25 protein-coding genes are annotated in these 25873 nt (G+C 44.4%); 11 read left to right on the top strand and 14 right to left on the bottom strand.

The annotated features are described in order from the left end of the window. Window positions 1-6: 6 nt before the first annotated feature. Window positions 7-2808, bottom strand: a complete 2802-nt coding sequence (locus FEM55_RS02350) for a TonB-dependent receptor domain-containing protein (RefSeq protein WP_308420183.1) — start codon at window positions 2806-2808, stop codon at window positions 7-9. Window positions 2809-3080: 272 nt separating this feature from the next. Here FEM55_RS02350 and FEM55_RS02345 point away from each other — a divergent pair, with 272 nt between their 5' ends. After that, window positions 3081-3590 carry a metallophosphoesterase family protein gene (locus FEM55_RS02345; protein ID WP_138279705.1) on the top strand — a complete coding sequence of 170 codons (510 nt, stop codon included), beginning with the start codon at window positions 3081-3083 and terminating at the stop codon, window positions 3588-3590. Window positions 3591-3596: 6 nt separating this feature from the next. Here FEM55_RS02345 and FEM55_RS02340 read toward each other — a convergent pair whose 3' ends face one another. The 4 genes from FEM55_RS02340 to FEM55_RS24835 form a co-directional block, all read right to left on the bottom strand. Continuing rightward, window positions 3597-4823 (bottom strand): M20/M25/M40 family metallo-hydrolase, encoded by a 1227-nt coding sequence (locus FEM55_RS02340; protein WP_138279704.1) that lies wholly within the window; start codon window positions 4821-4823, stop codon window positions 3597-3599. Window positions 4824-4866: 43 nt separating this feature from the next. Continuing rightward, a complete protein-coding gene (locus tag FEM55_RS02335; protein ID WP_138279703.1) occupies window positions 4867-5178 on the bottom strand; it encodes a MerR family transcriptional regulator in 312 nt (103 codons plus the stop codon). 42 nt (window positions 5179-5220) lie between these two features. Continuing rightward, entirely contained in the window at window positions 5221-5649 is a 429-nt protein-coding gene (locus tag FEM55_RS02330; protein ID WP_138279702.1) for an SRPBCC family protein, read from the bottom strand. A gap of 206 nt (window positions 5650-5855) precedes the next feature. Next, window positions 5856-6032: a hypothetical protein gene (locus tag FEM55_RS24835; RefSeq protein WP_171036438.1), complete on the bottom strand. Its 177-nt coding sequence runs from the start codon at window positions 6030-6032 to the stop codon at window positions 5856-5858. A 183-nt stretch (window positions 6033-6215) separates the two neighbouring features. Between FEM55_RS24835 and FEM55_RS24830 the strand changes: the two genes are divergently transcribed. After that, window positions 6216-6386 (top strand): hypothetical protein, encoded by a 171-nt coding sequence (locus FEM55_RS24830; protein WP_171036437.1) that lies wholly within the window; start codon window positions 6216-6218, stop codon window positions 6384-6386. Window positions 6387-6407: 21 nt separating this feature from the next. On the opposite strand, the gene FEM55_RS02325 is transcribed toward FEM55_RS24830, so the two are convergent. Next, on the bottom strand, window positions 6408-6875 hold the full coding sequence (locus FEM55_RS02325) for a response regulator (protein ID WP_138279701.1): 468 nt from the start codon (window positions 6873-6875) through the stop codon (window positions 6408-6410). 383 nt (window positions 6876-7258) lie between these two features. Here FEM55_RS02325 and FEM55_RS02320 point away from each other — a divergent pair, with 383 nt between their 5' ends. The 6 genes from FEM55_RS02320 to FEM55_RS24825 all read left to right on the top strand — a co-directional run bounded on the left by FEM55_RS02320 (window position 7259) and on the right by FEM55_RS24825 (window position 14686). Next, the gene (locus FEM55_RS02320; RefSeq protein ID WP_138279700.1) at window positions 7259-9553 is read left to right on the top strand and encodes an Rv1355c family protein; all 2295 of its coding nucleotides are present in this window, start codon (window positions 7259-7261) and stop codon (window positions 9551-9553) included. After that, window positions 9553-10254 (top strand): hypothetical protein, encoded by a 702-nt coding sequence (locus tag FEM55_RS02315; RefSeq protein WP_138279699.1) that lies wholly within the window; start codon window positions 9553-9555, stop codon window positions 10252-10254. Before FEM55_RS02320 ends, FEM55_RS02315 begins: the two co-directional genes overlap by 1 nt. A 26-nt stretch (window positions 10255-10280) precedes the next feature. After that, window positions 10281-12425 carry a sensor histidine kinase gene (locus tag FEM55_RS02310; RefSeq protein ID WP_229209056.1) on the top strand — a complete coding sequence of 715 codons (2145 nt, stop codon included), beginning with the start codon at window positions 10281-10283 and terminating at the stop codon, window positions 12423-12425. Next, on the top strand, window positions 12415-13515 hold the full coding sequence (locus FEM55_RS02305) for a sensor histidine kinase (protein WP_138279697.1): 1101 nt from the start codon (window positions 12415-12417) through the stop codon (window positions 13513-13515). The genes FEM55_RS02310 and FEM55_RS02305 overlap by 11 nt, the downstream gene beginning before the upstream one ends. Then, window positions 13512-13904, top strand: a complete 393-nt coding sequence (locus FEM55_RS02300) for a response regulator (protein WP_138279696.1) — start codon at window positions 13512-13514, stop codon at window positions 13902-13904. The genes FEM55_RS02305 and FEM55_RS02300 overlap by 4 nt, the downstream gene beginning before the upstream one ends. A gap of 632 nt (window positions 13905-14536) precedes the next feature. Next, window positions 14537-14686 (top strand): hypothetical protein, encoded by a 150-nt coding sequence (locus FEM55_RS24825; RefSeq protein WP_171036436.1) that lies wholly within the window; start codon window positions 14537-14539, stop codon window positions 14684-14686. Here FEM55_RS24825 and FEM55_RS02290 read toward each other — a convergent pair whose 3' ends face one another. The 4 genes from FEM55_RS02290 to FEM55_RS02275 all read right to left on the bottom strand — a co-directional run bounded on the left by FEM55_RS02290 (window position 14687) and on the right by FEM55_RS02275 (window position 19576). Continuing rightward, window positions 14687-15391, bottom strand: coding sequence for an L-ribulose-5-phosphate 4-epimerase (locus FEM55_RS02290; protein WP_138279694.1), 705 nt, complete (start codon window positions 15389-15391; stop codon window positions 14687-14689). Window positions 15392-15402: 11 nt separating this feature from the next. After that, window positions 15403-16893 (bottom strand): L-arabinose isomerase, encoded by a 1491-nt coding sequence (gene araA / locus FEM55_RS02285; protein WP_138279693.1) that lies wholly within the window; start codon window positions 16891-16893, stop codon window positions 15403-15405. A 12-nt stretch (window positions 16894-16905) separates the two neighbouring features. Then, the gene (locus tag FEM55_RS02280; RefSeq protein WP_138279692.1) at window positions 16906-18600 is read right to left on the bottom strand and encodes a ribulokinase; all 1695 of its coding nucleotides are present in this window, start codon (window positions 18598-18600) and stop codon (window positions 16906-16908) included. A gap of 271 nt (window positions 18601-18871) precedes the next feature. After that, entirely contained in the window at window positions 18872-19576 is a 705-nt protein-coding gene (locus FEM55_RS02275; RefSeq protein WP_138279691.1) for an NUDIX hydrolase, read from the bottom strand. A gap of 359 nt (window positions 19577-19935) precedes the next feature. Between FEM55_RS02275 and FEM55_RS02270 the strand changes: the two genes are divergently transcribed. Both FEM55_RS02270 and FEM55_RS02265 read left to right on the top strand, forming a co-directional pair. Next, a complete protein-coding gene (locus FEM55_RS02270; protein ID WP_138279690.1) occupies window positions 19936-20778 on the top strand; it encodes an endonuclease/exonuclease/phosphatase family protein in 843 nt (280 codons plus the stop codon). Between the two features lie 68 nt (window positions 20779-20846). Continuing rightward, window positions 20847-21524 carry a DUF4369 domain-containing protein gene (locus tag FEM55_RS02265; protein ID WP_138279689.1) on the top strand — a complete coding sequence of 226 codons (678 nt, stop codon included), beginning with the start codon at window positions 20847-20849 and terminating at the stop codon, window positions 21522-21524. 53 nt (window positions 21525-21577) lie between these two features. On the opposite strand, the gene mtgA is transcribed toward FEM55_RS02265, so the two are convergent. After that, window positions 21578-22264 carry a monofunctional biosynthetic peptidoglycan transglycosylase gene (gene mtgA, locus FEM55_RS02260; protein ID WP_138279688.1) on the bottom strand — a complete coding sequence of 229 codons (687 nt, stop codon included), beginning with the start codon at window positions 22262-22264 and terminating at the stop codon, window positions 21578-21580. A 134-nt stretch (window positions 22265-22398) separates the two neighbouring features. On the opposite strand from mtgA, the gene FEM55_RS02255 reads away from it, so the two are divergent. Further along, window positions 22399-23679 carry a DUF2851 family protein gene (locus FEM55_RS02255; protein ID WP_138279687.1) on the top strand — a complete coding sequence of 427 codons (1281 nt, stop codon included), beginning with the start codon at window positions 22399-22401 and terminating at the stop codon, window positions 23677-23679. Here FEM55_RS02255 and FEM55_RS02250 read toward each other — a convergent pair. The 3 genes from FEM55_RS02250 to FEM55_RS02240 form a co-directional block, all read right to left on the bottom strand. Continuing rightward, window positions 23676-23879 (bottom strand): hypothetical protein, encoded by a 204-nt coding sequence (locus FEM55_RS02250; RefSeq protein WP_138279686.1) that lies wholly within the window; start codon window positions 23877-23879, stop codon window positions 23676-23678. The two genes, FEM55_RS02255 and FEM55_RS02250, sit on opposite strands and share 4 nt — an antisense overlap. 72 nt (window positions 23880-23951) lie before the next feature. Beyond that, window positions 23952-25388: a CCA tRNA nucleotidyltransferase gene (locus FEM55_RS02245; RefSeq protein ID WP_138279685.1), complete on the bottom strand. Its 1437-nt coding sequence runs from the start codon at window positions 25386-25388 to the stop codon at window positions 23952-23954. A gap of 113 nt (window positions 25389-25501) precedes the next feature. Next, a complete protein-coding gene (locus FEM55_RS02240) occupies window positions 25502-25873 on the bottom strand; it encodes a globin domain-containing protein (RefSeq protein WP_138279684.1) in 372 nt (123 codons plus the stop codon).

The raw sequence follows: 25873 nt of genomic DNA, 5'->3' as shown, positions 1-25873 counted from the left end.
ATTGATTTAAAAATTACTGCGTCTGACCGAGGCCGATATGCCCCGCATGTTATACGTAAAACTCAGCATAAAATATCTTGATAAAGTAGCCACGCGGCGTTCCGTATAGTAATTCTGGTTCACGTTCTGCGTAATGCCCAGGTTTTTCTTGAACACATCGTAGGCAGTCAGCCGTATTTCACCCTTTTTGCTTTTCAGCACCACTTTGTACACGGCAAGATTCAGGATCGGCTGTTTCTGATTGAATCCGAACTGGTCATTTTTATAGGTCATGTAATTGAAGCGTGCATTCAGGTAAATATCTTTTACTGTTTTCCAGTTCATGTCCGCACCGTAATTGGAATTGAAAATTTGCTGGTTCTGGTTGGTATTGATAGAATATTTCGAATAGTTCAGGTTCCAGTTGGCATTCGTATACAGCGTAAATACATCGCTTGGCGTAAGGTCCAGACGTGCCCCGAAATTAAAGTTGTTTGTCCGGGTTTCATTTTCAACATTATTGATATAAGTAATGTTGTTGCTCAGATTGATTCCGGTATTCAGGTTCAGATTGCTTTTCGTTTTCTTGATCGGAAATCCGAATCCGATGTAGCCGCCAACGTTGCTCCCGCCCGTTATGTTCATGGGTTTGGTGGTGGTGATCAGGTTTTCAAGATTGATTGTCCGGTTATAAACCACCTGATTGATGTTATAACTGTAAAACATGTTCACGTATAAATTGGTGAAGCTCGCCGGATTGAACATCTGGTACCCGCCGTAAATATTGTGCATGGAAGCAGGAATCAGGTCCGGGTTTCCTTCCACAATGTATAACGGGTTGCTGTTATCCACGATCGGCTGCAAATCCGTAATCGAAGGTTCGCGTACTTCCAAGCCATAATTCAGGTACAGGTAGCGGTTATTTTTCAGATCATAATTCAGGTTCACATTCGGGACCCAGCTGAAATAAGTGCGGTTCACTCTTGTAAAATCGGCCTCGGCTTCATCCCTTACAAATTTCCCTTTCAGCTTGAATTCCAGACCTGCAAGCCCGACCGATAGATTCAGTCCTTTGCTGGAATAGCGGAATGAAGTACCCAGCCGGTTGTAGGTAAAATCATTGGCGTAATAACGGGTGAGAAACGGATTGGTTTCCTGCAGGTTTCCTTCAATGTCAAATACATTGCGGTCCACTTTATCCCTGCGCATGTTGAAGTTGTAGAACGATTCCCAGAAAATACTTTTGGACAGGGGCTCGACATAAGAAAGGCTCCCTTTGAAATTTCCTCTTGTACTTTCCGTCTCGTTGCGCTGATTGATTTCGCTGTTGAGCGTGGAATCCTGCAGAAAACGGTTAATCGAACTCAGCCTTTTGTCTTCTTCCGAATTATTGATGTTGTAACCCGCACTCACAGCAAAGTTCTTGCCTTTTTTCTTGAATTTATGACGATACATGAACAGGTTCGCCATAGCCAGCGAATTGTACACGCTGCTATTGTTCACGGTGGACTGGTTGGATAAAATGCCTTCGTTCCGGAACGACTGCTGAAAACTTTCATAACTTCCGTCGCCACGGTTGATCCGGGAATTGCTGATCAAAATAATGGTGTTCAGTGAATCAATCGCCTTTTCAAACCGGAAACTTGGTCTATGATTTCCTGTAAAACCAAGCGTTTTGTTATTGTCGAGCGTACTGTAAGAATCATTGGTCAGAAAGTTTTCCGTGCTGGAACGCACATCCATGATGGAATTGGTCTGATTGTAAAAATAGCTTGTGCTTACCTTGGTTTTTTTGGTATCGTAGTTGTAATTGGCCCCGCCCGCCCAGTTTTTGGTAAAACCTTCCGAGCCGCCTCCGCCCCAGCTTGGCTGGATCGTAATGTCATCGCCCCCATAGTAGCGGCCGCTGTTGAACCCGAAATCACCGTCGTCGCCCCAGTTAAAAGACTGGCTTCCTTTAAAGTCCTGGTAATCATTGCGGGCTATTCCCGACTGGTTTGTATTATTGCCAAATCCCAGCAATGAAAACTGCTGCTTGTCGTCAAAACGATTGTAACTGACTTTTCCTTCCAGTCTTGAATCGGTTCCGACGCCTGCAACGGCTTTTCCGAAGCCCCCTTTTTTATGACTGTCTTTCAATTCCAGATTAACTGTTTTTTCCCTTTTCCCATCGTCAACACCCGTTACTTTGGATTGCTCCGACTTGCCGTTGAATACCTGAACTTTATTGATCGCTTCCGCCGGAAGGTTTTTGGTGGCCATTTTGGGATCTTCGCCAAAGAACCTTTTACCGTCAACGGTTACACGTTTGACTTCCTCGCCATGCGCCTTGATGTTTCCGTCCGCATCCACCTGCATGCCGGGAAGCTTGCGAAGCAGATCTTCCACCGTGGAACCCGGCGGCACTTTAAATGCCCTTGCATCGAATTCAACCGTATCACCCCGGATGCTCAGCGGGGCCCGCGCTGTTTTGATCACTACCTCGTACAGTTCTTTCTGAAGTACTTTCATCTTCAGCTTGCCAAGATCAGTTACTTCGCCGTCCGCAGGAACTACTTCGGTCTGAAACGGAACGTACCCGACGTACGAAACTTTCAGCAGATAAGGAATGCGTTTCAGGTTTTTCAGTTCGAAAGCTCCTTCCTTGTTCGATCTTCCAAAATTCGTAAGGGACGAATCTGCGGGCAAAAGCAGCATAATGGTTGCCGCCGGCAAAGCTGCGCCGGTTGTGTCGGTAACGGCACCTTTTATCGTAAAGCGTCCTCCGGTTTGCGCCTGGGCAAACATGACATGAAGGAATAAACTGAGCAGAAGCAGGATTTTTTTCAAAGAAGGCGGATGGTTAGGTGAATAGAAAATGGATTTACTAGACTACTTACACACAACGATACGGGAACTGTTGCACCTTATTGACTTTTTACAAGAAAAAAGTATAATTAAATGTATATATATTTACTTTTCGGTTCCCAAGAAGTGTAACTTGAAAGTGCACTCCAAAGTATATATAAGTTACTTTAATTTTGTAAAAAAGAAATTTAATTTACTTTGCGGTAAACAAACCCGCTAAACCGGCCTGCGACAAACCTGTTATCAGCATATTAATGAAATCCATCGGACTCTTATCAGACACACACGGTTACCTGGATGAACGTATTTTTGAACATTTTGCCAATTGCGATGAAGTATGGCATGCAGGCGATATTGGCTCAATTCGGATTATTGAACAGCTTGAAGCTTTTAAGCCAGCCCGGATTGTTTTTGGAAACATTGATGACAAGGAAGTTCGTACCAGAACAGCCGAAAACCTTCATTTTGAGCTGGAAGGTTTCAGAATCTGGATGACGCACATCGGCGGTGCACCGCCTCGCTACAATCCGCAGGTGATGCCTTCACTGAAAGCGCTTACGCCGGATATTTTTGTGTGCGGGCATTCACATATACTCCGCGTCATCCGGGACAAGCCACTGAACAATATGCTGTATATGAATCCGGGTGCAGCCGGAAGAGAAGGTTTTCACAAGATCCGTACGCTGCTCCGTTTCAATCTGCATGAAGGCATCATCAGTCAGATGGAAGTAATTGAACTGGGCAAGCGCGGTGCCATTCAATAAAGTATTTCAGAAAGTAACCTGCACTTTTCTGGTTTCAGTACCGCGGCGGAGCTCAGCTTCCACCCGGTCGCCGGCTTCATGGCTTCCCAGTACATCCATATAATCGTAAATGTTGCCGATTTCCTTTCCCGCCAGCCTGATGATGATGTCGCCGGTCAGCATACCGGCTTTGTCGGCAGGACGCGCTTTGGTTACGGCGTCAATCCGCAGCCCTTTTCCCGAATAACTGTAATCGGGCATAATGCCGAGTGTAACTTTAAAATCAGTTGATGTACTTCCGGAATGCGGGTTTTCTGCTGTTAGGAATTCTGCTTCTGCCGGTTCGTTATCCAGCTTTTCAACCAGTCCGGCAATCAAGTTTAAAATGGAGGCTTCACCCTGAAAATTGATCTTTGCAACGTCGTCGCTGATTTTGTGGTAATCACTGTGGCCGCCTGTAAAAAACTGGACGACCGGAATATTCTTAAGGTAGAACGAAGTATGGTCCGAAGCACCCACGCCGGAAGAATCGACGGTAAAGCGAAGATGCTGCTTTTTGGCAAGGTCCGGAATCAGTTTGCCCCAAGCCCGACTGGTACCCCAGCCGGAAATAATCAGTCCTTTTTCATCGCTCAACCTCCCGATCATATCCATATTGATCATGCAGGAAATCTGATCCAATGGAATCGTCGGATTTTCGGTAAAGTATTTGGAACCGAGCAGGCCCAGTTCTTCTCCTGAAAAGGCAATGAAAAGGATATTGTGCTTCTCAATAAATTTGTTTCCTGAAAAATGTGCTGCGAGTTCCAGTAAACCAGTCGTTCCCGAAGCATTGTCGTCGGCGCCGTTGTGAATTTTATTTTTGCTGTCCGGCGTAAGTGAACTTCCCTGAAACCCTTTTCCAAGATGATCGTAATGCGCACCAATAACCATGGTCTTCTTTGCGCCATTGTCCAGATACCCAACCACATTTCTGGCTGTCAGCAAATGCGGATTTCCGTCAATCGCAAACGAAACCTGAAAAGGCTGAAAATAGCTTTGATCTGTACCTCCGGGCTTCAGACCGGCATTTTTGAAAATATCGGCAATATAATTGGCCGCCCTGATTTCCCCCATAGTCGCCGTTCCGCGCCCTTCCAGATCGTCGGACGCAAGAAATTCAATATGCTTCCGGATTGCTGCCGGATTAAAGTCCTGTGCTTCCGATGAAATAGAAACCGTCAGCAAACTCAGAAAAAGATAGGTGTATTTCATCAAGAACAAGGTTAGAAATCTGCTTTACGGAAATTGGAATGCATTACAGCCTTTCACGGATATCGACCAGAAAATTACGTACGCGCATAAGCCTTTGGATGAGCAGCTGCGCTTCTTCCTTTTTTCTGAGCTGCTCTCTGGCACCTTTGATCGTGCGTCCCTGTTTATCCTTCTGATGCATGATCTTCCGGATAATCTCAATGTCCCTTTCTGTATAGCGTCTGCGGTTTCTGGCGTCTCTTTTCGGATTCAACTGAGGAAACTTCTTTTCCCAGAACCGAAGTGCGGAGGGTTCGCAGCCCACCATTTCCGCCACTTCATTGGTATCGTAATATAGTTTGGTATTAGGTTCCATAAGGGTCAAAAGTGATTCATACAAATATAATCACCCCGTCACTCAAAGTCTGTTTTCTGACAGATTTTTGATTTTTTGCAATGCTTTCCGGGCAAATTCCTCTGCTTTTTCAAAATAGTTATCACCATCGGATAAAATGCTGAAATCACCGACTTCGATTGTTAGCAAACTGGCATTTTCATTTTCGCCAAGGCTGTATGTATACGCGATGTTGTAGCTGGAAGGCGGCAATTCCCATTTCAGAACGTAAAGGCTCAGCCTGAGCAGTTCATAGGGCTCGCAGTCGGTGACAATTAATCTGGAAGCGCCCGTCCAGTCGATTGTACGGCCTTTTTCCAGGTAAAAGTCCTCAAAATCCTGCGGCAGTTCATCCCATTGACGGATGTATTTCGGTGCAATCAGAACTTCCCAAATTTTTGAAACCGGCGCATTGATTTCAATGCTGTTTTTTACTGTCAGTTGTGAGGCCATTATAGGATAAAAATCGATTGGAAATCTTTTAGTCTTGCTTGCTTTCATCCGGTTAAAAACCATGCCGCTACCTTGTGAACGGCATGTTTCAAAGCGACAAGACAGACCAGTAAAAAACAAAAATGCCGGAAACCCGGCATTTGCACATATAAATTTTATCCTGAGATCAAAACTTGTCAAGATCCACAAAACTGTTGCTTAACAAGTTATTCGGGAAGTGCCTGTGTCTGATGATAAAAATAACCTTCCGTTTCATTTTTGCCGGAATCCGAATTGCGATTTTTCAATCTTCTCAGACTTTTTTCGACTTGTCTGGTGTATGTAGAAAGTGCAAAATAAACCACAACGCCGGACACGATCCCGATTGCAAGTATCTTTTTCATAAAATCATTACGTTAAATTTTGTATCTGGATTTCACATTGATCATCCAATGTTATTTCAGTTCTACAAAAAGAATACCAGTGAGATGACCTCTGCAGCGCGGAAAATAAACAAGCAAACCAGGCTGGTACGATTTTTAACCAGCTAGAAGAAAAACATCAATCCACACTTAAACTTTAACAAAATGGACGTGATCATCTTCTTAAAAGCCGTTGGAAATTTACTGTTTGCCGCTATCCTGTTGATGGCTGTTCTGATAACATCCACTTTTTCGATTCTTGTTTACCTCGTCAAAGGCTTCAAACCGGCACTGATTGGAAAAACACAGCTGTTTTTCAACAGAAACAAACGTTAGCAATTTGCCGGCCCTAACTGATCAGGATAAAAGATTCTGTCTGAGCAGAAATTCGAGCTGTGCATTTGCATCGATCAATTTTTCAATCAGCTCCTTATTCTCTTCTCTCAGGTGAAAAATTTCATAGGCATTCTTGATGATTATCCTTAGCTGCTGCTCGTCCCAGGGTTTGTTCAGATAGTAATATATATGTCCTTTATTTACTGCATCAATTACCGCAGTTATATCCGTATATCCTGTCAAAAGGATTCGCATCGGATCGGAATAAGTTTTTAAAACTTCTATCAAAAAATCGACCCCGGTCATTTCCGGCATTCTTTGATCCGTAATAATTACATGTACTTCATTGTGTTTCAAAAGTTCAAGTCCTTCTCTTCCGGAGGTTGCAATGAGAATATTAAAATCCCGCCTGAATGCGGCTTTAAACGAGTTGAGGTTGTTAATCTCGTCATCTACATAAAGAACACTGATTTTCTGTTTACTTTCCATTCCTCAGATTTCATGAATCCAATTGCTGCAAGTCTAAAAAAGATTTAAAGCAATCATGTTATTTTTATACTATAAATTCGATAATGGTATTATTATTGTAATTACTATTTACATACTTGTAGTGTAAACACCGACAAACGAGTATGAATGACATTAATTTTATGCATATTAATTATTTATTTTGACTACGAAGTAATCAATGATAGTTTTACAGAAATAATTTTACCAATTTGTGTATTAATTAAAACATCGATAAGATATAAAATCTTAAATTTAAAATGCCAATACAAGTAGGATATATTTTGAACGAATATCAATTACATTGATGATTAGTTAAATTTAAGAGAAAATAACTCCTAGAATTGATTCAGAATAATTTAAGCATGTATCATAACCCACAAGTCAGTAGCATATACAAACCGGTTTTTATATCCAGAGAACTTTATGCGGATCAGCGGAAATTCAGGTCTTTGATGGAAGATTACCGCGAAAAAACCATCCTGGACCTGTTCAGCTCCCAGAAAAAAGAGCTAATCAAAATCAGAAATCCCAGAAAACGTTTGTCTGAAACTGAAATTGAAAGCATATATGCGGATTGGTCCGGTGAAAAGGATACCGACCTGGAAGGATGCTGGATCTATTACCCGTGGTCGAACCGGTTGTTGCATATTCTGGACAAAGAGGAATTTATAGAACTGAGAACGACGCGGAATCATTACAAAATTGCCCCGCAGGAACAAACTGAACTAGCCCGGCGCAAAATCGGCATCATCGGTCTTTCTGTCGGGCATGCAGTAGCCATGACCATGGCAACGGAAAGGATTTGCGGATCACTGAGGCTGGCAGATTTTGACACGCTTGAACTGAGTAACCTGAACCGGATCAGAACGGGAATCCATAATATCGGCATCAACAAGTGCATCATCACCGCACGGGAAATTGCTGAAATTGATCCGTTCCTTGAAATTGAATGTTATCCCGAAGGCATCACGCATCAAAATATAATGGGATTTATGACCGATCACGGCAAGCTGGACATTCTGGTGGATGAATGCGATGATCTGGAAATAAAGATTTATGCCCGGGAAATTGCCAAAAGCCTTTCCATTCCCGTCGTAATGGAAACCAGTGACCGCGGAATGCTGGATGTGGAAAGATTTGACCTGCTTGAGGAAAGGCCGATCCTGCACGGATTACTGAACGGCATTCCGCGTGAAAAGCTTAAAAATATAAGCCCCGGCGACCGGGTGCCGCTGGTCATGAAAATAATTGATGCGATGAAAAGTTCGCACCGCGGGCGGGCATCACTTCTGGAAGTAGGCCAAAGTATCAGCACATGGCCTCAGCTTGCAAGTGCTGTAACTCTGGGCGGCGGAGTGGTAACAGACGTGTGCCGGAGAATACTTCTGAGCCAGTTTACAGATTCGGGTAGGTATTATGTAGATCTGGAAGAGATTGTATCCAATAAACTTCCTGCCAGTACATCAGCCGTTTATAGTAATCCGAACAAGAAATTTGATTTGGCGGCCGCCATTGAAACGGCAGATAAGCTGCCTGAGCATCCTCATCAAATAACGCCTTCCGAAGCCGATATCAGGCAGATTGCAGAAGCCGGAACGGGCTTGCAGTCGCTGGGCAATCATTATCCATGGAAATGGCTTTTCCGGAACGGGCGGCTTCACTTGTTTCACGATACGTTCCGCTCCTACTCTTTTGCAAACTATAACAACATGGCGGCTCATCTTGCACTCGGCGCTGCCTATGAGAATGTAATCATGGAATGCATGAAGTTGGGTTACCGAACAGAAACCCGGTTTGCGCCGTTGGCGGACAATCCGGATTTACTTGCCGTTGTCCGCTTTACTGCCAAAAATGACACTCCGCAGATGCCGGAACAGATCCGTGCAAGCACAGAACCGGAGGAATTTGAGATAACGACATTTACGGACTCCGGGCAGGATATGCTTTTCCGGCCGGATAGCAGTGCATACCAGTCGCTGAAGCATGCCGTAGAAAGTGTCAGCGATACAGGATTGCAGTTCATTACAGACAGAGACAAAATGGACAGACTCGGCAGAATAATTGGCGAATGCAACCTCATTATGATGCTGAACGACAATGGCCATTATGATTTTTTTGAAAGGAACACGGATGACGCAGCGGAGCAGGTGACTACTTTTGGCCGGAACAGTTTCATTTCATTTGGAAACAGTCCCGCACAGCTTGCAGCACTGGCCATCATGCGTGACAGGAAAGTAGCCCATGCAGTAAAAACAATCGGAGGTGGCAACATGCTGGTTGAAAGTGTGCAGCATGCCGTCGGCACTGCGCCGTGCATTGCTGTTGTAAGATTACCGAAGGCTGCGGATCAGCCTTTTTTTTCAGGAGGGATTGCGGCGCAGCGGTTGTGGCTCCGCGCCGAAGAACTGGGCCTGACCCTTCAGCCTTTGCTGTCACCTCTGTTCCTCTTTGCAAGAATGGAATCCGGAGATGGCCTCAGCGATGCCGAAAAGAAAAAATTGCGTGAGTTGCAGGACCGGTTTCACGCAGTCATGGAACCCGGTGAGCAGTCAGGCGATCTATTAATCCTGAAAGTTTCAAAAGAAGAAAAACCTTTACTCCAGACAGCCCCACATCCATTAGATGAAATCTTGTTTATGGTAAACAACACAATTTAATGGTAGCCAAAATCCGAGCATATAAGGCACCTGACGATGTTGAAACCAGTAAGAGGTACGTGGATGAACACCGGAAAGTATTGGAAGCATTCGGTGTGAAACAAGTGACGTCTGCCAATCTTGACTGGCTTTACGATCCGAATACGTATGTAATTATCGTAGAATCCGAGGATGGAGAAAAAATTTTTGGCGGCGGCAGAATCCAGATACGCAATGAAACAATGAAATTACCCATGGAAGGCGCAATTGCAAAAAAAGACACAAGGATATATCCGTACATACAGAACATTGAAAATTACAAGCTTGCGGAATTTTGTGGTCTTTTTAACAGCAAGGAAGTCGCGGGATATGGAATCGGAAGCATTTTTCTGGGTAGAATCGGAGTAGCCATCACTTCACAGATTGGTGTAGATTATCTGCTTGCACTCTGTTCGCCTCCTACCTTGCGGCAGTGCCTCCGAATCGGATTCGAAATCATCCGGGATCTGGGCGAGAATGGCGCATTTTATTACCCCAAAGAAGGACTTATTGCAACAGCCATTATTGTGAACGACCTGAAACAACTGCCGTTTGCAAATGCAGAAGAAAAAGAGAGAATACTTGATTTAAGAGAAAATCCTGTTCAGTTTGCGCTGGAAAAAGGTCCGAAAGGCGAAATAGCATTGCATTATGAACTTGATATGAAGATTGGAGTTTTATGAAACTGGCCCGATACCTATTCGTTTTGATGTTCATTTCCAAGGGTTACGCCGTCTTTGGAGATACCGTAAATTTTACTGGCGGTAACATCATAATCGGTAAGTACCTTGAAATATTTGAGGATAAGTCCGGCAAAATGACTTTCAACCAGGTTGTCAAAGAAAAGGATTTCAGGCAAAGCACGGACAACACGCCGAATATGGGACTAAGCCAATCCATTTTCTGGATCAGGTTTACGCTTGCCAACAAAACATCCAATTCGGACCTGTACCTTGAACTGGCTCACCCGATGATCCGCGACTGCGAGCTGCTGGAATTGAACGGGAAGAAAACCCAATCTATCAGATATCATGAGTATGACAATTTCAATGTACGAAAAGTCAAGCATCAGAACCTGATTTTCAGGCTGGAAATCGAACCGGATCATCAAAAATGCTACTATCTGCGCGTTAAAGGTTCCAATCAGGTTATTTTGCCAATGATTCTCCGGAATCAGGAAAATTTTCTGGAATCATCGCAGCTGTCCGAAACCATCAACGGTATTTTTACCGGTATCATCATCGTGATGGTTTTGTACAACCTTTTCATCTATTTCTCCACCAGCGACAAAAGTTACCTGTTCTATGTGCTTTACGTTCTCTCTGTCGGACTAGCGCAAACGGCGCTTTCAGGCTATGCTTTCAAGTACATTTGGCCGAATTCACCTCAGTTCAATGCGGTAGCAACGGTCTGGTTTTCGGGCTTCGCGGGAATATTCGCCATGCTCTTCGTAAAGAATTTTCTCCAGTTAAGGGAAAAATGGCCGTTCGGGATCATCATCATCAATGTAATCATTGCATTGTATTCATCGACAGGATTGCTGAACCTGGCCGGCTTCGAACTGCTCAGTTACAGAGCCGTTGACATTGCCGGCGTGGTCGGTGCCGTTGGATTGTTCATCGTGGGCTTCAAGCTTTCCAAAGAAAATTACCGTCCGGCCAAACTGTTCCTTACTGCATGGACCCTCTTTTTGCTCGGACTGTTTCTGCTGGTGTTGCGGAACATCAATATTCTGCCGTACAATGCGCTGACCACTTACACCATGCAGCTTGGTTCCATTATGGAAGTTGTATTGCTTTCCATTGCACTGGCCGACAAAATCAATATATTTAAAAGGGAACGGGAAGAATCGCAGGCACAGGCACTGCGTGTATCCATGGAAAACGAGAAAATCATCCTGGAACAAAATGCCTTTCTCGAAAAAAGCGTTAACGAGCGGACAGCGGAACTGCAATTTGCCAACAGAGAACTCAATACGGCACTCACACAGCTGAAAGATACACAGACCCAGCTGATCGATTCCGAAAAAATGGCATCGCTCGGTCAGCTGACGGCAGGCATTGCGCACGAGATCAACAATCCGATCAATTTTGTGAGCTCAAATATCAGGCCGTTGCGGCGCGACATTGACGATGTACTGGAAATCCTGGACTCGTACGACGACATCAGACAGGTGGATTCCATAGAAAGCCTGCAAAACAAAATCAACGAAATTGAGCAGCTGAAAGAAGAACTGGATCTGGACTACATCAAAACGGAACTGGGTACGCTTCTGAAAGGAATGGAAGACGGTGCGAGCCGAACGGTCGAAATTGTAAAAGGGCTTAAAATCTTTTCGAGAGTGGACGAAGCGGACCTTAATCTTGCCAACATCAACGAAGGAATTGAATCCACGCTGATTATCCTGAATTACCAGATGGGAAATTCAATTGAGCTGGTCAAAGACCTTGGAAATATCCCGAGCATCGAATGCTATGCAGGTAAGATCAATCAGGTTTTTATGAATATACTGACCAACTCCATATATGCCCTTTTAAAAGAAAAACATGAAAACAGTAAACCGACCATCTGGGTAAAATCGTGGCTGATGGATCCTGAACACATCGCAATTTCCCTGCGTGACAATGGCCCCGGCATGAAACCCGAAGTCCGCGCCAAAATATTCGAACCTTTTTTTACTACCAAACAGGTTGGCGACGGTACAGGTCTGGGCCTTTCAATTGTATTCAAAATTATCGAAGTTCATCAGGGAAACATTCAGGTAAATACCGAAGTTGGAAAAGGGACCGAGTTCCTGATTACACTTCCTGTCAAACGTAAAATGCGCCCAATCCAAGAATTCAATGAGCAATAAATCCATTTCAATACTTTACATTGACGACGAGGAGCACAATCTGCATTCCTTCAAAGCTTCTTTTCGCAAGCAGTATGATATCACCATTACGCCTTCCGTAGTGGAAGCCGAGCAAATTCTGGAAACCAAGGATTTCTGTATCATTCTGGCCGATCAGCGCATGCCGATCATGACAGGCGTACAGTTTTTTGAGAAGATAAGGACGCGCTATCCCAAGCCGATCCGGATTCTGATCACCGGGCATACGGACATAGGCGCAGCCATTGACGCAATTAACAAAGGAGAGGTTTTCAGGTTTATAGACAAGCCGTGGGATTACAAATATGTGGAAAATGCCATCACCCACGCCTATGATATCTACAAAACGCGGGAAGACCTGAAACAACGCAACATGGAGCTTCAGAAGGCCAATGAAGAACTGGACAAATTCGTTTACAGCGCTTCACATGACCTGCGGGCGCCTCTGATGTCCGTACTCGGCATTGTGAACCTCGCGCTGATAGAAGATGACGTAAAATCCCAGAATGAATACCTGGAGCTGATTCGGCAGTCGGTCAAGAAACTGGATACCTTTATTATCAATATCATTGATTATTACAAAAATGCAAGAGGCGTGCCGGTTGTAACGAGCATTAGTTTTGAAGAACTGATTACCGAAGTTCTGGCGACGATCAAATATTTGCCCGAGTACGGAAATCTACATTTTACTACCGAAATAGACCAGTCCGGCGTATTTATGTCGGATGTTATGAAACTGCGGATTATCTTTAACAATCTGATCAACAATGCCATAAAGTTTCAGGATCCGGCCAAGCCACAGCCTTTTGTACGTCTGTCGGTAAAATGCACTACTTCGCATGCCAAGATTGTTATAGAAGACAATGGCTTCGGGATCAAGGAGGCAGACCAGGACAAGATTTTTAAAATGTTTTACCGTGCGGGTGCCACAAACAGCGGCTCGGGAATCGGATTGTACATTGTGCATGAAGCCATCAGCAAACTGGGCGGAGAAATCCATGTACAATCGCAGCCGGGACAAGGGAGCAGATTCGAGATCAATATTCCTTCCATACAAAACAAACCGTCATGAGCGCACTGTTCAACTTTTTATTGATTGATGACAGCGCATTCGATCTGTTGATCTATGAGAAGTTTCTTCTGAAAAGCGGCATTTCAAATGCTGTGCGGACATTCAATTCTGCGCGGGACGCCTTGAAATACCTGCTGGACGAGGCCACTGCTCTGCCGGAAACGGTTATATTGCTGGATCTCCAAATGCCGGATATGAACGGCTTTGAGTTCATAGAAGCATATGATGCGGCACCTGACTTTCTGAAGGAAAAGATCCGGATTTTCATGCTTTCCTCCACAATTGATTCACGCGATATCGAAAAGGCCAGGGCCAGTTCACATATTATTGATCTGCTTCCCAAGCCTTTAGACATCGCAAGCCTTAAAATGAAGCTTTCCATAAATTAAGCCCCATTTAACATAAAATGGCATATGGAAGCGGCCGAAACATGCTTTACAGGCAAATGTAACTTTACGTATATAAATTATAAAACAAGGCCTATTCATTATAATGTATACACAGTTTGCCCTAAAATGTAACAATTTAGAAAAATATTGCAATTATTTAATCTCTAAAAAGGGCAAAAAACCAGTATTTATTAAATTATTTTACTTATATTTATAATTATTATTATAAATTTTCAGGATTTTATTGTTCAGGTATGTCTTTGTTGGTGTCGCAGAATCCCTGTATATACATTAAAATACTCAATGATTGATGAAAACTGATAGCAAGACCCTGTCCGAAATTTTAAAGCTTCACGCAGAATACGTTAAAGAGGTTGAGTTCAGTGGTATTAAACCTTTGTCAATTGAAATTTACAAAACCAATTCTCACAACTTTGTACGCTGGATTCAGGATGATTTCAATCCCGGGAGCAAATTGCGCAGAGATGTAGCTAATTGACTGCTATTTAAACACTATACTCAACGTTACCAATTCATTAAACTACCTTTCCTTTCTGCTGCAGAAAGGAAGGTAGTTTTTTTATGTCCCGATCTTTGTTAAGTTTGATGTATATAACTGATTTATTGAACCTATGCTGTTTACACTTTTTAATTTACTGAAAGGCCGTTTTTCCAAAGATGCGATCAACGAAGCGAAAGCCAGCGAAAAGCGCATGTCGCGTCAGGAAGCCCTTCAGCAAATGCGGAACATCGCCGCCAAGCGGACCGAAAAGAAAAACTAATCAGCAGCTCTGCCCGTAATAGGCATCCTTGCCGTGCTTCCGGAAATAATGCTTGTCTACAAGACTTTGCTTGATAGCCTGTGCGGACGGATTGATCTGTAAAGTAAGGAAAGCCATTTTTGCTATTTCTTCCAGTACTATGGAATTGTAAACAGCTTTACCCGGATCTTTTCCCCACGTAAAAGGCCCGTGACAGGCCACCAGCACCATTTCCACTTCTTCCGGGCTCAGTCCTTTTTTGGTAAACACATCCAGAATCTGGTTTCCGGTTTCCAGCTCGTAATCCCTCCGGATCATTTCATCTGACATTACTTCAGTTACCGGTACCGAAGGCGTCAGATGATCCGCATGCGTGGTGCCCAGGTTCGGGATCGGCATAATGGCCTGCGCCCATGCAACGGCGTACGTGGAATGCGTATGGCAAACGCCGCCGATTGAAGGAAAGTTTTTATAAAGCAAGGTATGCGTTTTGGTATCCGATGAAGGCCGCATTTTCCCTTCCACCACCCGATTATCCAGATCAACAATAACGATGTCCTGAACGGTGAGTTTGCTGTAAGGTATGCCGCTGGGCTTGATGGCTACCACGCCTTGATCCCGGTCAACGCCGCTTACATTGCCGAACGTGACAATGGCCAGTTCTTCTTTGGGGATTTCCATATTGGCCTCGTAAACCAATTCTTTGAGATAAGTATATTTTGACATGTAACCGGAAATTATCTGTAAAAGGCTTCACTCCATCTCAATTCATTTTTGAGCTGTCGCAATGTTGTATTTTTATCAATGACCACCAGTTCCACGCCTGTCATTTCCGCAAATGCTTCTATGTGTTCCGTACGGAGGTTCTGACTGTAAACGGTATGATGTGCACCGCCTGCGTATATCCATGCCGCACAAGCTGTCTGCATGTCCGGCTGAGGTTTCCAGAGAACACGCGCAACAGGCAGTTTCGGAAGTTCTTCGGCTATTTCCACTGCTTCCACTTCATTCACCAGAAGCCTGAAACGGTTGCCCATATCAATGAGGGAAACATTGATGGCCGGACCGGCTTTGGAGTTAAAAACCAGCCGTACAGGATCTTCCTTTCCTCCGATCCCCAACGCATGGATTTCACAAGACGGTTTGCCTGAAGCAATCGTCGGACAGATTTCCAGCATATGCGAGCCCAGTACAAGGTTATTGGCCGGATTGAAATGGTAAGTATAATCTTCCATAAAGGAATTGCCGCCTTCCAGCCCGCTGCCCATTACTTTCAGCGCACGGACCATAGCAGCCGTTTTCCAGTCGCCTTCGCCGGCATAGCCGTAACCGGCCGCCATCATCCGCTGCGAACCGATTCCCGGCAGCTGCTTCATGCCATGCAGGTCTTCAAAAGTATTCGTATAACCCTTGAAATTACCGTCTTCGAGAAAATGTTTCATTCCGAGTTCGATGCGGGCTGCGTCACACAAGGCTTGGTACCTTTCGTTCCCTTTTCTGAGTTCCGGCGCTAGTGCGTACACGGATTCATATTCTTCTGTCAATAAACCGACTTCCTGATCGGAAACTGCATGGATGACCGCAACCAGATCACCAACCGCATGCGTATTGACGGAAAATCCAAAGGTCATTTCCGCAGCTACCTTATCGCCTTCCGTAACAGCAACCTGACGCATGTTATCGCCGAACCGGACAAATCTGGCGCCTTTCATGTCGTGCCTTGCCGCAGCTACACGCGTCCACTGCCCCACGCTGTCCACCACGTGTTGCTGCTGCCAATGCCCCACGATTACCTTACGGTTCAGCCGCATTCTGGTCATGATAAACCCGAATTCCCGGTCTCCATGCGCCGACTGGTTCAGGTTCATAAAATCCATGTCAATGTCTGCCCACGGAATGTCGCTGTTATATTGCGTATGCAGATGCAGCAACGGCTTTTGCAGAATCTGAAGGCCGCGTATCCACATTTTGGATGGTGAAAACGTATGCATCCATGCAATAATGCCAATGCATACGCCCGTGCTGTTTGCTTCCTGCATGATGTTATAGATTTCATCAGGCGTTTTTACAACAGGCTTGAACACCACTTTTACCGGAACTGCCGGAGACTGGTCAAGGTAATTACTGATTTTAAGCGAATGTTCATCGACTTGGCGGAGTGTTTCTTCACCGTATAAATGTTGACTTCCGGTTACAAACCAGACTTCAAATTGTTTCAGATCAAGCATTTAAAAGATATTTCAAGAGTTAGTTAAAGCAGGAGTTATAGGGTTTTCATCTGTAATCTGCGCATTCTTCAGAAATTCGTTTTCTAGGAATGCTCCGGACTGAAGATATTTCTGGTAGAGTAACTGGTAAATTTCCGCCTGTTCCGGCCTTGGATTGTAAACGGTATCAAATCCTGAACTCATGGCTTGCTGCGCTTCGGGCAAAGTTTCATAAATACCCGATGCCACAGCTGCAAACATGGCTGCACCCAGTGCGCACGCCTGTTCCGAAGCAGCGACTTTAATGGGCATATTCAGAACGTCCGCAAGCGTCTGCATCACAAAGGAGGATTTTTTGGCAACCCCACCGATTGCAATCACCTGATGAATCGGGATGCCTTCGCTTCTGAACCTTTCCACAATACTTTTTGAGCCGTATGCAGTTGCTTCCACCAGCGCCTTGAAAATCCGGGCATGATCACTGGCAAGGTTCAGGCCCAGCAAAGCTCCTTTCAAGGTATGCTTGGCATCAGGGGTCCGACGGCCGTTCATCCAGTCCACGGCGACAAGATCTTTTTCAGTTACAGGAAGTTCGGAAGCTTGCTCCGCCAGATATGGAATGAGTTTCTTTGATAATTCATTGGCTTCATGGTCTCCAAGTAAATTCCTGACCGGCTCCACAATAAGCTTTGCAAACCACGCATAGATATCGCCGAATGCCGATTGGCCGGCTTCCATACCCAGCATACCCGGCACAATGGACCCGTCCACCTGCCCGCAAATGCCTTTGATCAGCAAGTGTCCGGCTTCTTCACGGGGCGCAATCAGCATGTCACAAGTAGAAGTTCCGATTACTTTACACAAAGAATATGGTTCAATGGAAGCGCCGACCGCGCCCATGTGGGCGTCAAAAGCCCCTACTCCAATGACTACATCGTCCGGAATGCCCAGCTTTTCAGCCCATTTTGCAGAAATGACACCCAGTTTTTTATCAGATGTTTCGGTATTTGTAAAAAGCCTTTCACGTACTCCGTCGAGCAACGGATCCAGTTCTTTAAAAAATTCATTGGAAGGCAAGCCGTCAAATTCCTGGTGCCATAATGCTTTGTGCCCTGCCGCACAACGGGATCTTTTCAGTTTCAAAGGATCTGTTTCGCCGGTCAGTTCCGCCGAAATCCAGTCGCAATGCTCCATCCACGAGAACGCTTTTTCCCGTACTTCCGGATCAACTCTGAGAATGTGCAGCATTTTGGCCCAGAACCATTCCGATGAGTAAATGCCGCCTACGAATTTTGTATAATCCACCGGCCAGTTATGCGCCAGCAAATTGATTTCTTCTGCCTCGGCATTGGCGGTATGGTCTTTCCAAAGCACAAACATGCCATTCGGATTTTCTTCCATTCCGGCCAGCATGGCCAGAGGCGTGCCGTTCCGGTCAACGGCCACAGGCGTAGAACCGGTGGTATCAACAGAAATACCGCGGATGTTTTCACGGACGCCGGCCGGCGATTTTTCCAGCGCATGCAACACGGCCTGTTCCAGTCCTTCCAGATAATCGAACGGATGCTGGCGGAACTGCGATACGGAAGCATCGCAGTATTTGCCCTGTCTCCATCTTGCATACTCCTGAACGGCTGTTCCGGCGTGTGCGCCGGTGCGTGCATTAACAATCAGTGCCCGTACGGAATCCGTACCAAAATCAATTCCAATTACGTAGTCTTCGGTCATATAAGGTGAGGAATAAGGTCAATGCAAATTTGTATATGTGGCTGTTGAAAATAAATTTTATTAAAAGTCCATGTCACTGATCCGTCATTTGAAATTGTTTCCGGGATCATAAAAATTTTAAGAATTACTTATCAAATATAAATAAATAGGTTTAAAGTGTTTATTTGACACAATTTAAGAAACCAGTTTTGACAGCATCATTTCTGTTCCGTACTGCACACTTTATGACATACTTCCCTGTCTTTACAGACCATTAAAATGTTCTTTACCCTTATACCTGTTTCATGGAATCCGGCATAAAATTCCAGAAAGAATGGAATTTTTCTTTGTATTTCAGGGAATCCAGCTTGTACAAAGTAGCTTTTTTCGTTGCGCTGTTACTGTTTTTGAAGCCGGTATCAATCAGCAAACCGGTAGAAAGCAGCTTCCGGCTAAAATTTCTGCGGTCAATCGGAATGTTGTAAATGGCTTCATACAGTTTCTGAAGCTGCGGAATTGTAAAGAGATCCGGTAAAAGTTCAAACCCGATCGGATGCAAGGCGGCCTTGTATTTGAGATGTTCAATAGCCCTGCAGACCATTTCTTCATGATCAAAAATAAGTTTGGGCCGGTTTTCCAGTGAAATCCAGTAAGCATTGTGATTGCGGACTGCATCCGTATCATGGTAATCAATCCGGATCAGGGCAAAAAATACAACGGAAACAGTGCGCTCCGCGGAATCCCTGCCCACTTTCCCGAATGTTTCAAGCTGTTCGATATAAATATTCTTTAATCCCGTCAGATTATATAAAATCCTTGACGCACCATCCGTGAGATCTTCATCCAGCTTGAGGAAACCGCCCATTAATGACCATTTTCCGCTTTCCGGCTCAAAGTTCCGCTTGACCAGCAATAATTTGATGTCCTTTCCGTCAAAACCGAAGATAATGCAGTCAATAGCAACAAGTATACGCGATGCTTGCGGGTAAATAGTCATGTAAACAGCGTTAAAGCAGTGCAGTCTGATTTTGCAAATGTAACCTCAATTATTACTTTGACGCAGGATTTCCTTAAGGTAACATATTTTCATACCAAGAAAGTAAAAAAAGCAATCAGACTACTTGGCAAGTAGCAGCATAAGTAATAAATAATCTCAATAAATTCATGTATGTACCTAAAATTCTATCTGGATTTTCTAAATTAGTTGCATTCGGGGTGTAGACGAGGCTTTCACAAAAAAATCCCACACGTGCAAAATACTGCATGCACCGGCCTCTCCTGAATGCTTCCATTTCAGAACTAATTGCCGATATTTAAGCTCCCGAACAACAATCTGTTTTCAATAAACTTTTTACAATGAAAAAAATCGTCCTTTGCTTCTCATTACTGCTGATCCTGAGCCGGATTTCCTACGCGCAAAAACCGGTTTCCATGAACATTGCATCTTACAATTTGCGCTACAATACACCAAATGACGGCGTAAATGCCTGGCCAAACCGGAAAGAAAATGTCAAAGGGCTCATCCGGTTCCATGAATTCGAGATTTTCGGTGTGCAGGAAGCATTGGTCGGACAGTTGAAAGATGTAGCTGAAATGACTGATTTTACATACATCGGAAAAGGCCGCGATGACGGCAGGGAAGGCGGCGAACATTCCGCTATATTTTATAAAAAAGACCGGTTCAGACTGCTGAAATCCGGCGATTTCTGGCTGAGCGAAACGCCGGAAAAACCGGGCAAAGGCTGGGATGCAACCTGCTGTAACCGGATTTGTTCGTGGGGAAAATTCCAGGATGTTATTTCCAAAAAGGAATTTTTCTTCTTTAATGTTCATTTTGACCACCAGGGCGTTGAAGCGCGCAAACAATCAGGCATTTTGATGGTAAAGAAAATCAATGAAATTGCAGGAAAGTCAACTGTCATTCTGACCGGCGATTTTAACTCAACTCCGGAAACGGAACAAATCAATTCCATAAAAACCATTTTGAACGATTCGCACGATGTAACCAAACAGGCTCCCTATGGTCCCGAAGGCACATTCAACAGCTTTAAATTTGATGCCTTGATGGATAAAAGAATCGATTACATATTCGTAAGTAAAAATATTGAAGTGCTTAAATACGGCGTTCTGACCGATGCCAAAGAACAGCGTTATCCGTCCGACCATCAACCGGTTCTGATAAAAGCAGTAATTAAATAAGATCCTGAATTCATAATTACATCTCTGCCATTTGAATCGTTAGAAAAGCTGCGCTGAACCTGTCCGGAATGATCAAGAATTTAAAGATTATTTTTGTTTTTCTGTTAATTTTCCCGCCGGCATTTGCACAGCATGTCCGTATTAAAATCGATGGTGCAACGGTAATGAAAGGCAGAAAGGCAATCATCCTTACCCGTGAAAAAGGTTTTGCAGCCGTTGTGCATTCCATTAAGCTCAGCGCCGATAGCATAAACCTGCAAATGGACCCGAATTTGCTGCCTGATTTATATCAATTGCAGGTTTCCGGAATGAAAGGATCTTTGTCTTTTTTCTTTGAATCGGGAATGCGTATTCTGCTGGATACCAACGATATTTCCAGATCCGTTACTTCCGGCTCCGAAAGCAATATGGAATGGGAATATTTTCATAAAAACATCCTGCTTCCTTCCGAACAAAAAGTGAATGATTTTGTAAAAATGGAATCGCTTGCACGCAAAAGTAATTTGCCGGACAGTATCAATTACTGGAGAAATCTACAGGAAATTGAAAAAGAGAATTTAAATATAAAAACCCTGCTGTTTATTCAGGAGCATCCCCGCTCCTATGTTAGCCTGTATTTACTGAAAACAAACTGGTATGCATTACGGAATAATGAAGTTTTTGGAAAGCTGGACAGCTCGCTTTTCCATCACCGTACTTACCGCTATCTTAAACAGAGAAACAAGGCCTTTGCAGGAAGTAAATAATTGAACATCAATTTTATAAGCCAAATTGTAAACGGGTTTATAACTGCTGATCATTACAGATCTGCAATGTATTTTTGTCCGCCGAGTGCCCGCATTTGCCGTACAATCTGTCCTGTTCGTTTGTTCACGTAAGAGGACGGATTTTTAATAGAAAAACGGATTGGATTTGGTAAAACCGCAGCGATTCTTGCCGCTTCATATCTGGACAATTTCTTAGCTGATTTTTTATAGTAACGCAATGAAGCTGCTTCCACTCCGAAAGTCATTTTACCCATTTCAGCCACATTCAGGTATACTTCCAGAATGCGTTCCTTATCCCAGATAACTTCGATCAGAATCGTAAAATATGCTTCAAGTCCTTTTCTGATCAGGCTTCTTCCGTGCCATAAAAATACATTTTTTGCTACTTGCTGCGATATCGTACTGGCTCCGCGTGCCCGTTTTCTTTTTTCGGTAACGGCGTTATAGATCTGGTCAAAATCAAAGCCCCAGTGTTTTGGAAAATTCTGGTCTTCCGACGCTACAACTGCCAGCGCAACTTCTTTGGAAATGTTTTCGTACGGTTCCCAGTCCTGATGAATTTCCGTGTCTTCATCCTCTTTGAACGCATTGAATTTACAGGACAACATATACGGTGTAATCCATACCGGCAAGAATTTAAGAATCAATACCCAAACAATTGAAATACCAAAAAAAAGAATGAGAATTCTAAGCGCAATAAATTGCAAACGGAAGAGCATAAAACTTTTTTACTTCTAATTCAGAAACCAAACGATAAAACCTGCGTACAAATAACAGAAACTAATCAGGTTTAGACAAAGAAAACAAAGAGCATTGTTGGTAAATATTTCTACAAATTACATTTTCTAAATTTATGAATGAAGATATCCTGAGTTTTATATGGCGATTCCAATATTTCCATTCGGCAGGTCTTGAAACGGATGAAAAGATGCGGCTTTCTGTTATTCGTACCGGTAATAAAAACAGGAATGCGGGACCGGATTTTTCAGAAGCATGCGTCCTGATTGACGGTATCCAGTGGATCGGGAATATTGAGATTCATGTGCGTTCGTCGGACTGGTACAAGCATTCTCATGAAAAAAATGCGGCTTACGAAAGTGTTGTGCTGCATGTAGTCTGGGAAAATGACGAGCCTGTTATCCGTCAGGATGGCACTTTGCTTCCTACTTTAAAACTGAATGGTCTTGTCCGACCATCTGTTCTGGAAAGATACATGCGTCTTCAGCAGGATGCCGATCCGATTCCATGCGCAAGCCTGTTTCCGGATGTAAGTGCCATTATCAAAACGGCCATGCTCGACAGTGTTCTGGCAGAACGGCTACATAAAAAGTCCGAAGAGGTTTATGAATTGCTTGCAGAAAACCGGCAAGACTGGGAAGAAACAGCTTACCAATGGATTGCCCGGCATTTTGGCTTCAAGCTCAATGATGCCGCTTTTTCAGGTTTGATTAAAAAAATAACCTGTAAAATTATCCGGAAATCAAACATGGATATTCTGCACACCGAAGCGTTGCTTTTCGGATGCGCGGGGTTGCTTCCTGAAAATTCCGAAAATCAGTATGTAAAAGAATTAAAGACAGAATTCCGGTTTTTAAGCGCCAAATACAATCTGTCGGATAAAATAATGCCTCCTCATGAATGGAAGTTCGCAAAGCTGCGGCCTGCTGGATTTCCGACCGTACGACTGGCTCAGTTTGCGCAGTTATTTACAAGAAAAGGCAGTTTGTTTTCGCAACTGATTTCAGCAAAAACGTATACCGAATTGCAATCCGTGTTTCGGCTTGAACAATCCGCATACTGGCGGGAGCACTATATATTTGATAAAAAAGCGGCTTCCAAAGTGCCGTTTATGGGAAAAGATGCGATTAATTTACTGATCATGAATGCCGCTGTTCCGCTGCTTGCCGCCTATTCCCGGCAACGGCAAAAACCGGAACTGATGGAAAGGATCGTGCACCTTCTGACTGAAATGCCTGCTGAAAACAATCGCATAACGCGTGAATGGAACAAAGTCGGAATGTGCGTGACTTCCGCCGCCGACTCACAGGCGCTGGTCGAATGGTACAATCATTATTGTACAAACCGCAAATGCCTGGCGTGTTCAGTCGGGGCGGCACTGGTACGCGGTGTTTAACTTCTGCTTACGAGGTTAACGCCAGTCAGCAGAAATACGGTGCCTACCAGAAACGGAACGACGGATTCCCATTTGGAAACGGTAAGTCCGAGTACGGGTTTGTCCGATAAAAAGGCCACGCATGCAAACAGCAATACGGAAATGCCGAGTAAGGTAAGAAGTGAGCCGAAAAAGCGTTTGAATTGGGTATTATTTTCCATTTAATTCAATTTGAGGAGTATTTTTTATCTGCTGGATGATCGGTTTGGTACAGCTGTTATGTTGTTGCCAGACTATTCAAAAGTCGTACCTGTGGATTGTACGGAAAGGCCCAGTTTCTCGCCTTCATGCACCATGTAAGCAAATGCGGGTTCATATTCATTCGGAATGATGCCTTCCAGTATGGCTTCGCGTACGATTTCCTTGATGATGCCTACTTCCTTGGCAGGCTTCAGTCCGAATGTTTCCATGATGATTTCGCCGGTTATTACCGGCTGGAAATTACGCAGTTTGTCACGCTCTTCCAGATCTTTCAGTTTTTGTTCGACCAGATCAAAATTGTGCAGAAAACGTTTGACCTTATCGGGATTCTTGGAAGTAATATCGGCCCGGCACAGTTTCATCAAAGCTTCGATGTCTTCGCCCGCTTCCACAAGCAGACGCCGCATGGCCGAATCGGTAATTTCTTCCTTTGACAACACAATCGGGCGCAGATGCAGGCGAACGAGTTTTTTGACAAACCGCATTTTTTCGTTCAAAGGCAGTTTCATGCGCCGGAAAATGACCGGTACCATTCTTGCACCTACTTCTTCGTGATTGTGAAATGACCAGCCCACTTTTTTATCAAACTTTTTGGTAGCGGGCTTGGCAATATCATGCAGAATAGCGGCCCAGCGAAGCCAGAGATCGTCCGTATGCTGTGCTACATTGTCAAGCACCTGCAGCGTATGGTAAAAATTGTCTTTATGCCCTTTCCCGTCAATCGTTTCCACGCCCAGCAACTCAATCATTTCAGGAAACATAATGGCCAGAATCCCGGCATGATAAAGCAGTTTGAAACCGTACGAAGGTGTTGGCGAAAGAATGATCTTGTTCAGCTCGTCCGATATGCGTTCCGCAGAAACAATACCGATCCGTTCCTTCATTTTGATAATGGCGTCGAATGTATCCGGTTCAATGTCGAAGTTAAGCTGGCTTGCAAAACGGATCGCGCGCATCATTCGCAACGGATCGTCGGAAAATGTAATTTCCGGTTCCAGCGGTGTACGGATGATCTTGCGTTTCAGATCACGGACGCCTTCAAACGGATCGACAAGTTCACCGAATGTGTCTTTATTCAGACTGATGCCCATGGCATTGATCGTAAAATCACGCCGGTTCTGATCGTCGCTCAGCGTTCCGTCTTCCACTGCTGGCTTGCGGGAATCGGTGCGGTAAGATTCTTTTCTTGCGCCCACAAACTCAATTTCCAGATCGCACTGCCTGATTTGCGCCGTTCCGAAATTTTTGTAGATACTCACAAAAACATCCGGTCCAAGCCGGGCTGCGACCCGCTCCGCAAGCTCGATTCCGTTTCCGACCGACACAACGTCAATGTCCTTGCTGGCACGGCTAAGTATAAGGTCCCGTACAAATCCGCCGATGATATATGCTTCCACGCCAAGTTCAGCCGCAGCTTTGGCAACGGTTTCAAGGATCGGAAATCGGGTTAACTGCTCTTTGAAATTCATGCGGCAAAGGTAAATAATTCTCGCTGTCCGGAAATCCCGTACTCTAAAATCTTGCTTGTTTTGAACTATGAATGTGGACTGCTGATCTGTATTTTTATGTTCGAATTGGCCGTTCAGGTGTTGACCATAAAAAAAGCGGTTCTCGGAAAGCGGTCAAACAATTCGTCTTTCAGTTCATTGCTGATCGGCAATTGTCCGACGGCCTCCGACATGCATTGCAGCCACGCAACTGCATCGTCTTCGGTTATGGTGTGCGGCATATGACGCGCGCGCATCATCGGATGTCCGTAAACATCGGAGTAAAGCTGCGGTCCGCCCAGAAACTGCGTCAGAAACAGGCGCTGTTTTTCCTTGATCAGTTCCTTATCGCTCCTGAAAAGCCTGGAAATAAGTTCATGGGCAAAAACCAGATCATAAAATTTATCCGTCAGTTGCCGCAAGGCTGCATCGCCCCCGATGCGTTCATATAAGGTAAGTTCATTCAT

Origin of the sequence: Dyadobacter sediminis (assembly GCF_005860765.1) — a bacterium.
Classification (GTDB): domain Bacteria; phylum Bacteroidota; class Bacteroidia; order Cytophagales; family Spirosomataceae; genus Dyadobacter; species Dyadobacter sediminis.
Note: the sequence above shows the minus strand (reverse complement) of the source record. Positions and strands in the feature narration are given on the sequence as shown.

Excerpts from the sequence above, each read along its gene's own strand:
- FEM55_RS02345 (WP_138279705.1), top strand. The coding sequence starts at position 3,081 with ATGAAATCCATCGGACTCTTATCAGACACACACGGTTACCTGGATGAA.
- FEM55_RS02340 (WP_138279704.1), bottom strand. The coding sequence starts at position 4,823 with ATGAAATACACCTATCTTTTTCTGAGTTTGCTGACGGTTTCTATTTCA.
- FEM55_RS02335 (WP_138279703.1), bottom strand. The coding sequence starts at position 5,178 with ATGGAACCTAATACCAAACTATATTACGATACCAATGAAGTGGCGGAA.
- FEM55_RS02330 (WP_138279702.1), bottom strand. The coding sequence starts at position 5,649 with ATGGCCTCACAACTGACAGTAAAAAACAGCATTGAAATCAATGCGCCG.
- FEM55_RS24835 (WP_171036438.1), bottom strand. The coding sequence starts at position 6,032 with ATGAAAAAGATACTTGCAATCGGGATCGTGTCCGGCGTTGTGGTTTAT.
- FEM55_RS24830 (WP_171036437.1), top strand. The coding sequence starts at position 6,216 with ATGGACGTGATCATCTTCTTAAAAGCCGTTGGAAATTTACTGTTTGCC.
- FEM55_RS02325 (WP_138279701.1), bottom strand. The coding sequence starts at position 6,875 with ATGGAAAGTAAACAGAAAATCAGTGTTCTTTATGTAGATGACGAGATT.
- FEM55_RS02320 (WP_138279700.1), top strand. The coding sequence starts at position 7,259 with ATGTATCATAACCCACAAGTCAGTAGCATATACAAACCGGTTTTTATA.
- FEM55_RS02315 (WP_138279699.1), top strand. The coding sequence starts at position 9,553 with ATGGTAGCCAAAATCCGAGCATATAAGGCACCTGACGATGTTGAAACC.
- FEM55_RS02310 (WP_229209056.1), top strand. The coding sequence starts at position 10,281 with ATGTTCATTTCCAAGGGTTACGCCGTCTTTGGAGATACCGTAAATTTT.
- FEM55_RS02305 (WP_138279697.1), top strand. The coding sequence starts at position 12,415 with ATGAGCAATAAATCCATTTCAATACTTTACATTGACGACGAGGAGCAC.
- FEM55_RS02300 (WP_138279696.1), top strand. The coding sequence starts at position 13,512 with ATGAGCGCACTGTTCAACTTTTTATTGATTGATGACAGCGCATTCGAT.
- FEM55_RS24825 (WP_171036436.1), top strand. The coding sequence starts at position 14,537 with ATGCTGTTTACACTTTTTAATTTACTGAAAGGCCGTTTTTCCAAAGAT.
- FEM55_RS02290 (WP_138279694.1), bottom strand. The coding sequence starts at position 15,391 with ATGTCAAAATATACTTATCTCAAAGAATTGGTTTACGAGGCCAATATG.
- araA (WP_138279693.1), bottom strand. The coding sequence starts at position 16,893 with ATGCTTGATCTGAAACAATTTGAAGTCTGGTTTGTAACCGGAAGTCAA.
- FEM55_RS02280 (WP_138279692.1), bottom strand. The coding sequence starts at position 18,600 with ATGACCGAAGACTACGTAATTGGAATTGATTTTGGTACGGATTCCGTA.
- FEM55_RS02275 (WP_138279691.1), bottom strand. The coding sequence starts at position 19,576 with ATGACTATTTACCCGCAAGCATCGCGTATACTTGTTGCTATTGACTGC.
- FEM55_RS02270 (WP_138279690.1), top strand. The coding sequence starts at position 19,936 with ATGAAAAAAATCGTCCTTTGCTTCTCATTACTGCTGATCCTGAGCCGG.
- FEM55_RS02265 (WP_138279689.1), top strand. The coding sequence starts at position 20,847 with ATGATCAAGAATTTAAAGATTATTTTTGTTTTTCTGTTAATTTTCCCG.
- mtgA (WP_138279688.1), bottom strand. The coding sequence starts at position 22,264 with ATGCTCTTCCGTTTGCAATTTATTGCGCTTAGAATTCTCATTCTTTTT.
- FEM55_RS02255 (WP_138279687.1), top strand. The coding sequence starts at position 22,399 with ATGAATGAAGATATCCTGAGTTTTATATGGCGATTCCAATATTTCCAT.
- FEM55_RS02250 (WP_138279686.1), bottom strand. The coding sequence starts at position 23,879 with ATGGAAAATAATACCCAATTCAAACGCTTTTTCGGCTCACTTCTTACC.
- FEM55_RS02245 (WP_138279685.1), bottom strand. The coding sequence starts at position 25,388 with ATGAATTTCAAAGAGCAGTTAACCCGATTTCCGATCCTTGAAACCGTT.
- FEM55_RS02240 (WP_138279684.1), bottom strand. The coding sequence starts at position 25,873 with ATGAATGAACTTACCTTATATGAACGCATCGGGGGCGATGCAGCCTTG.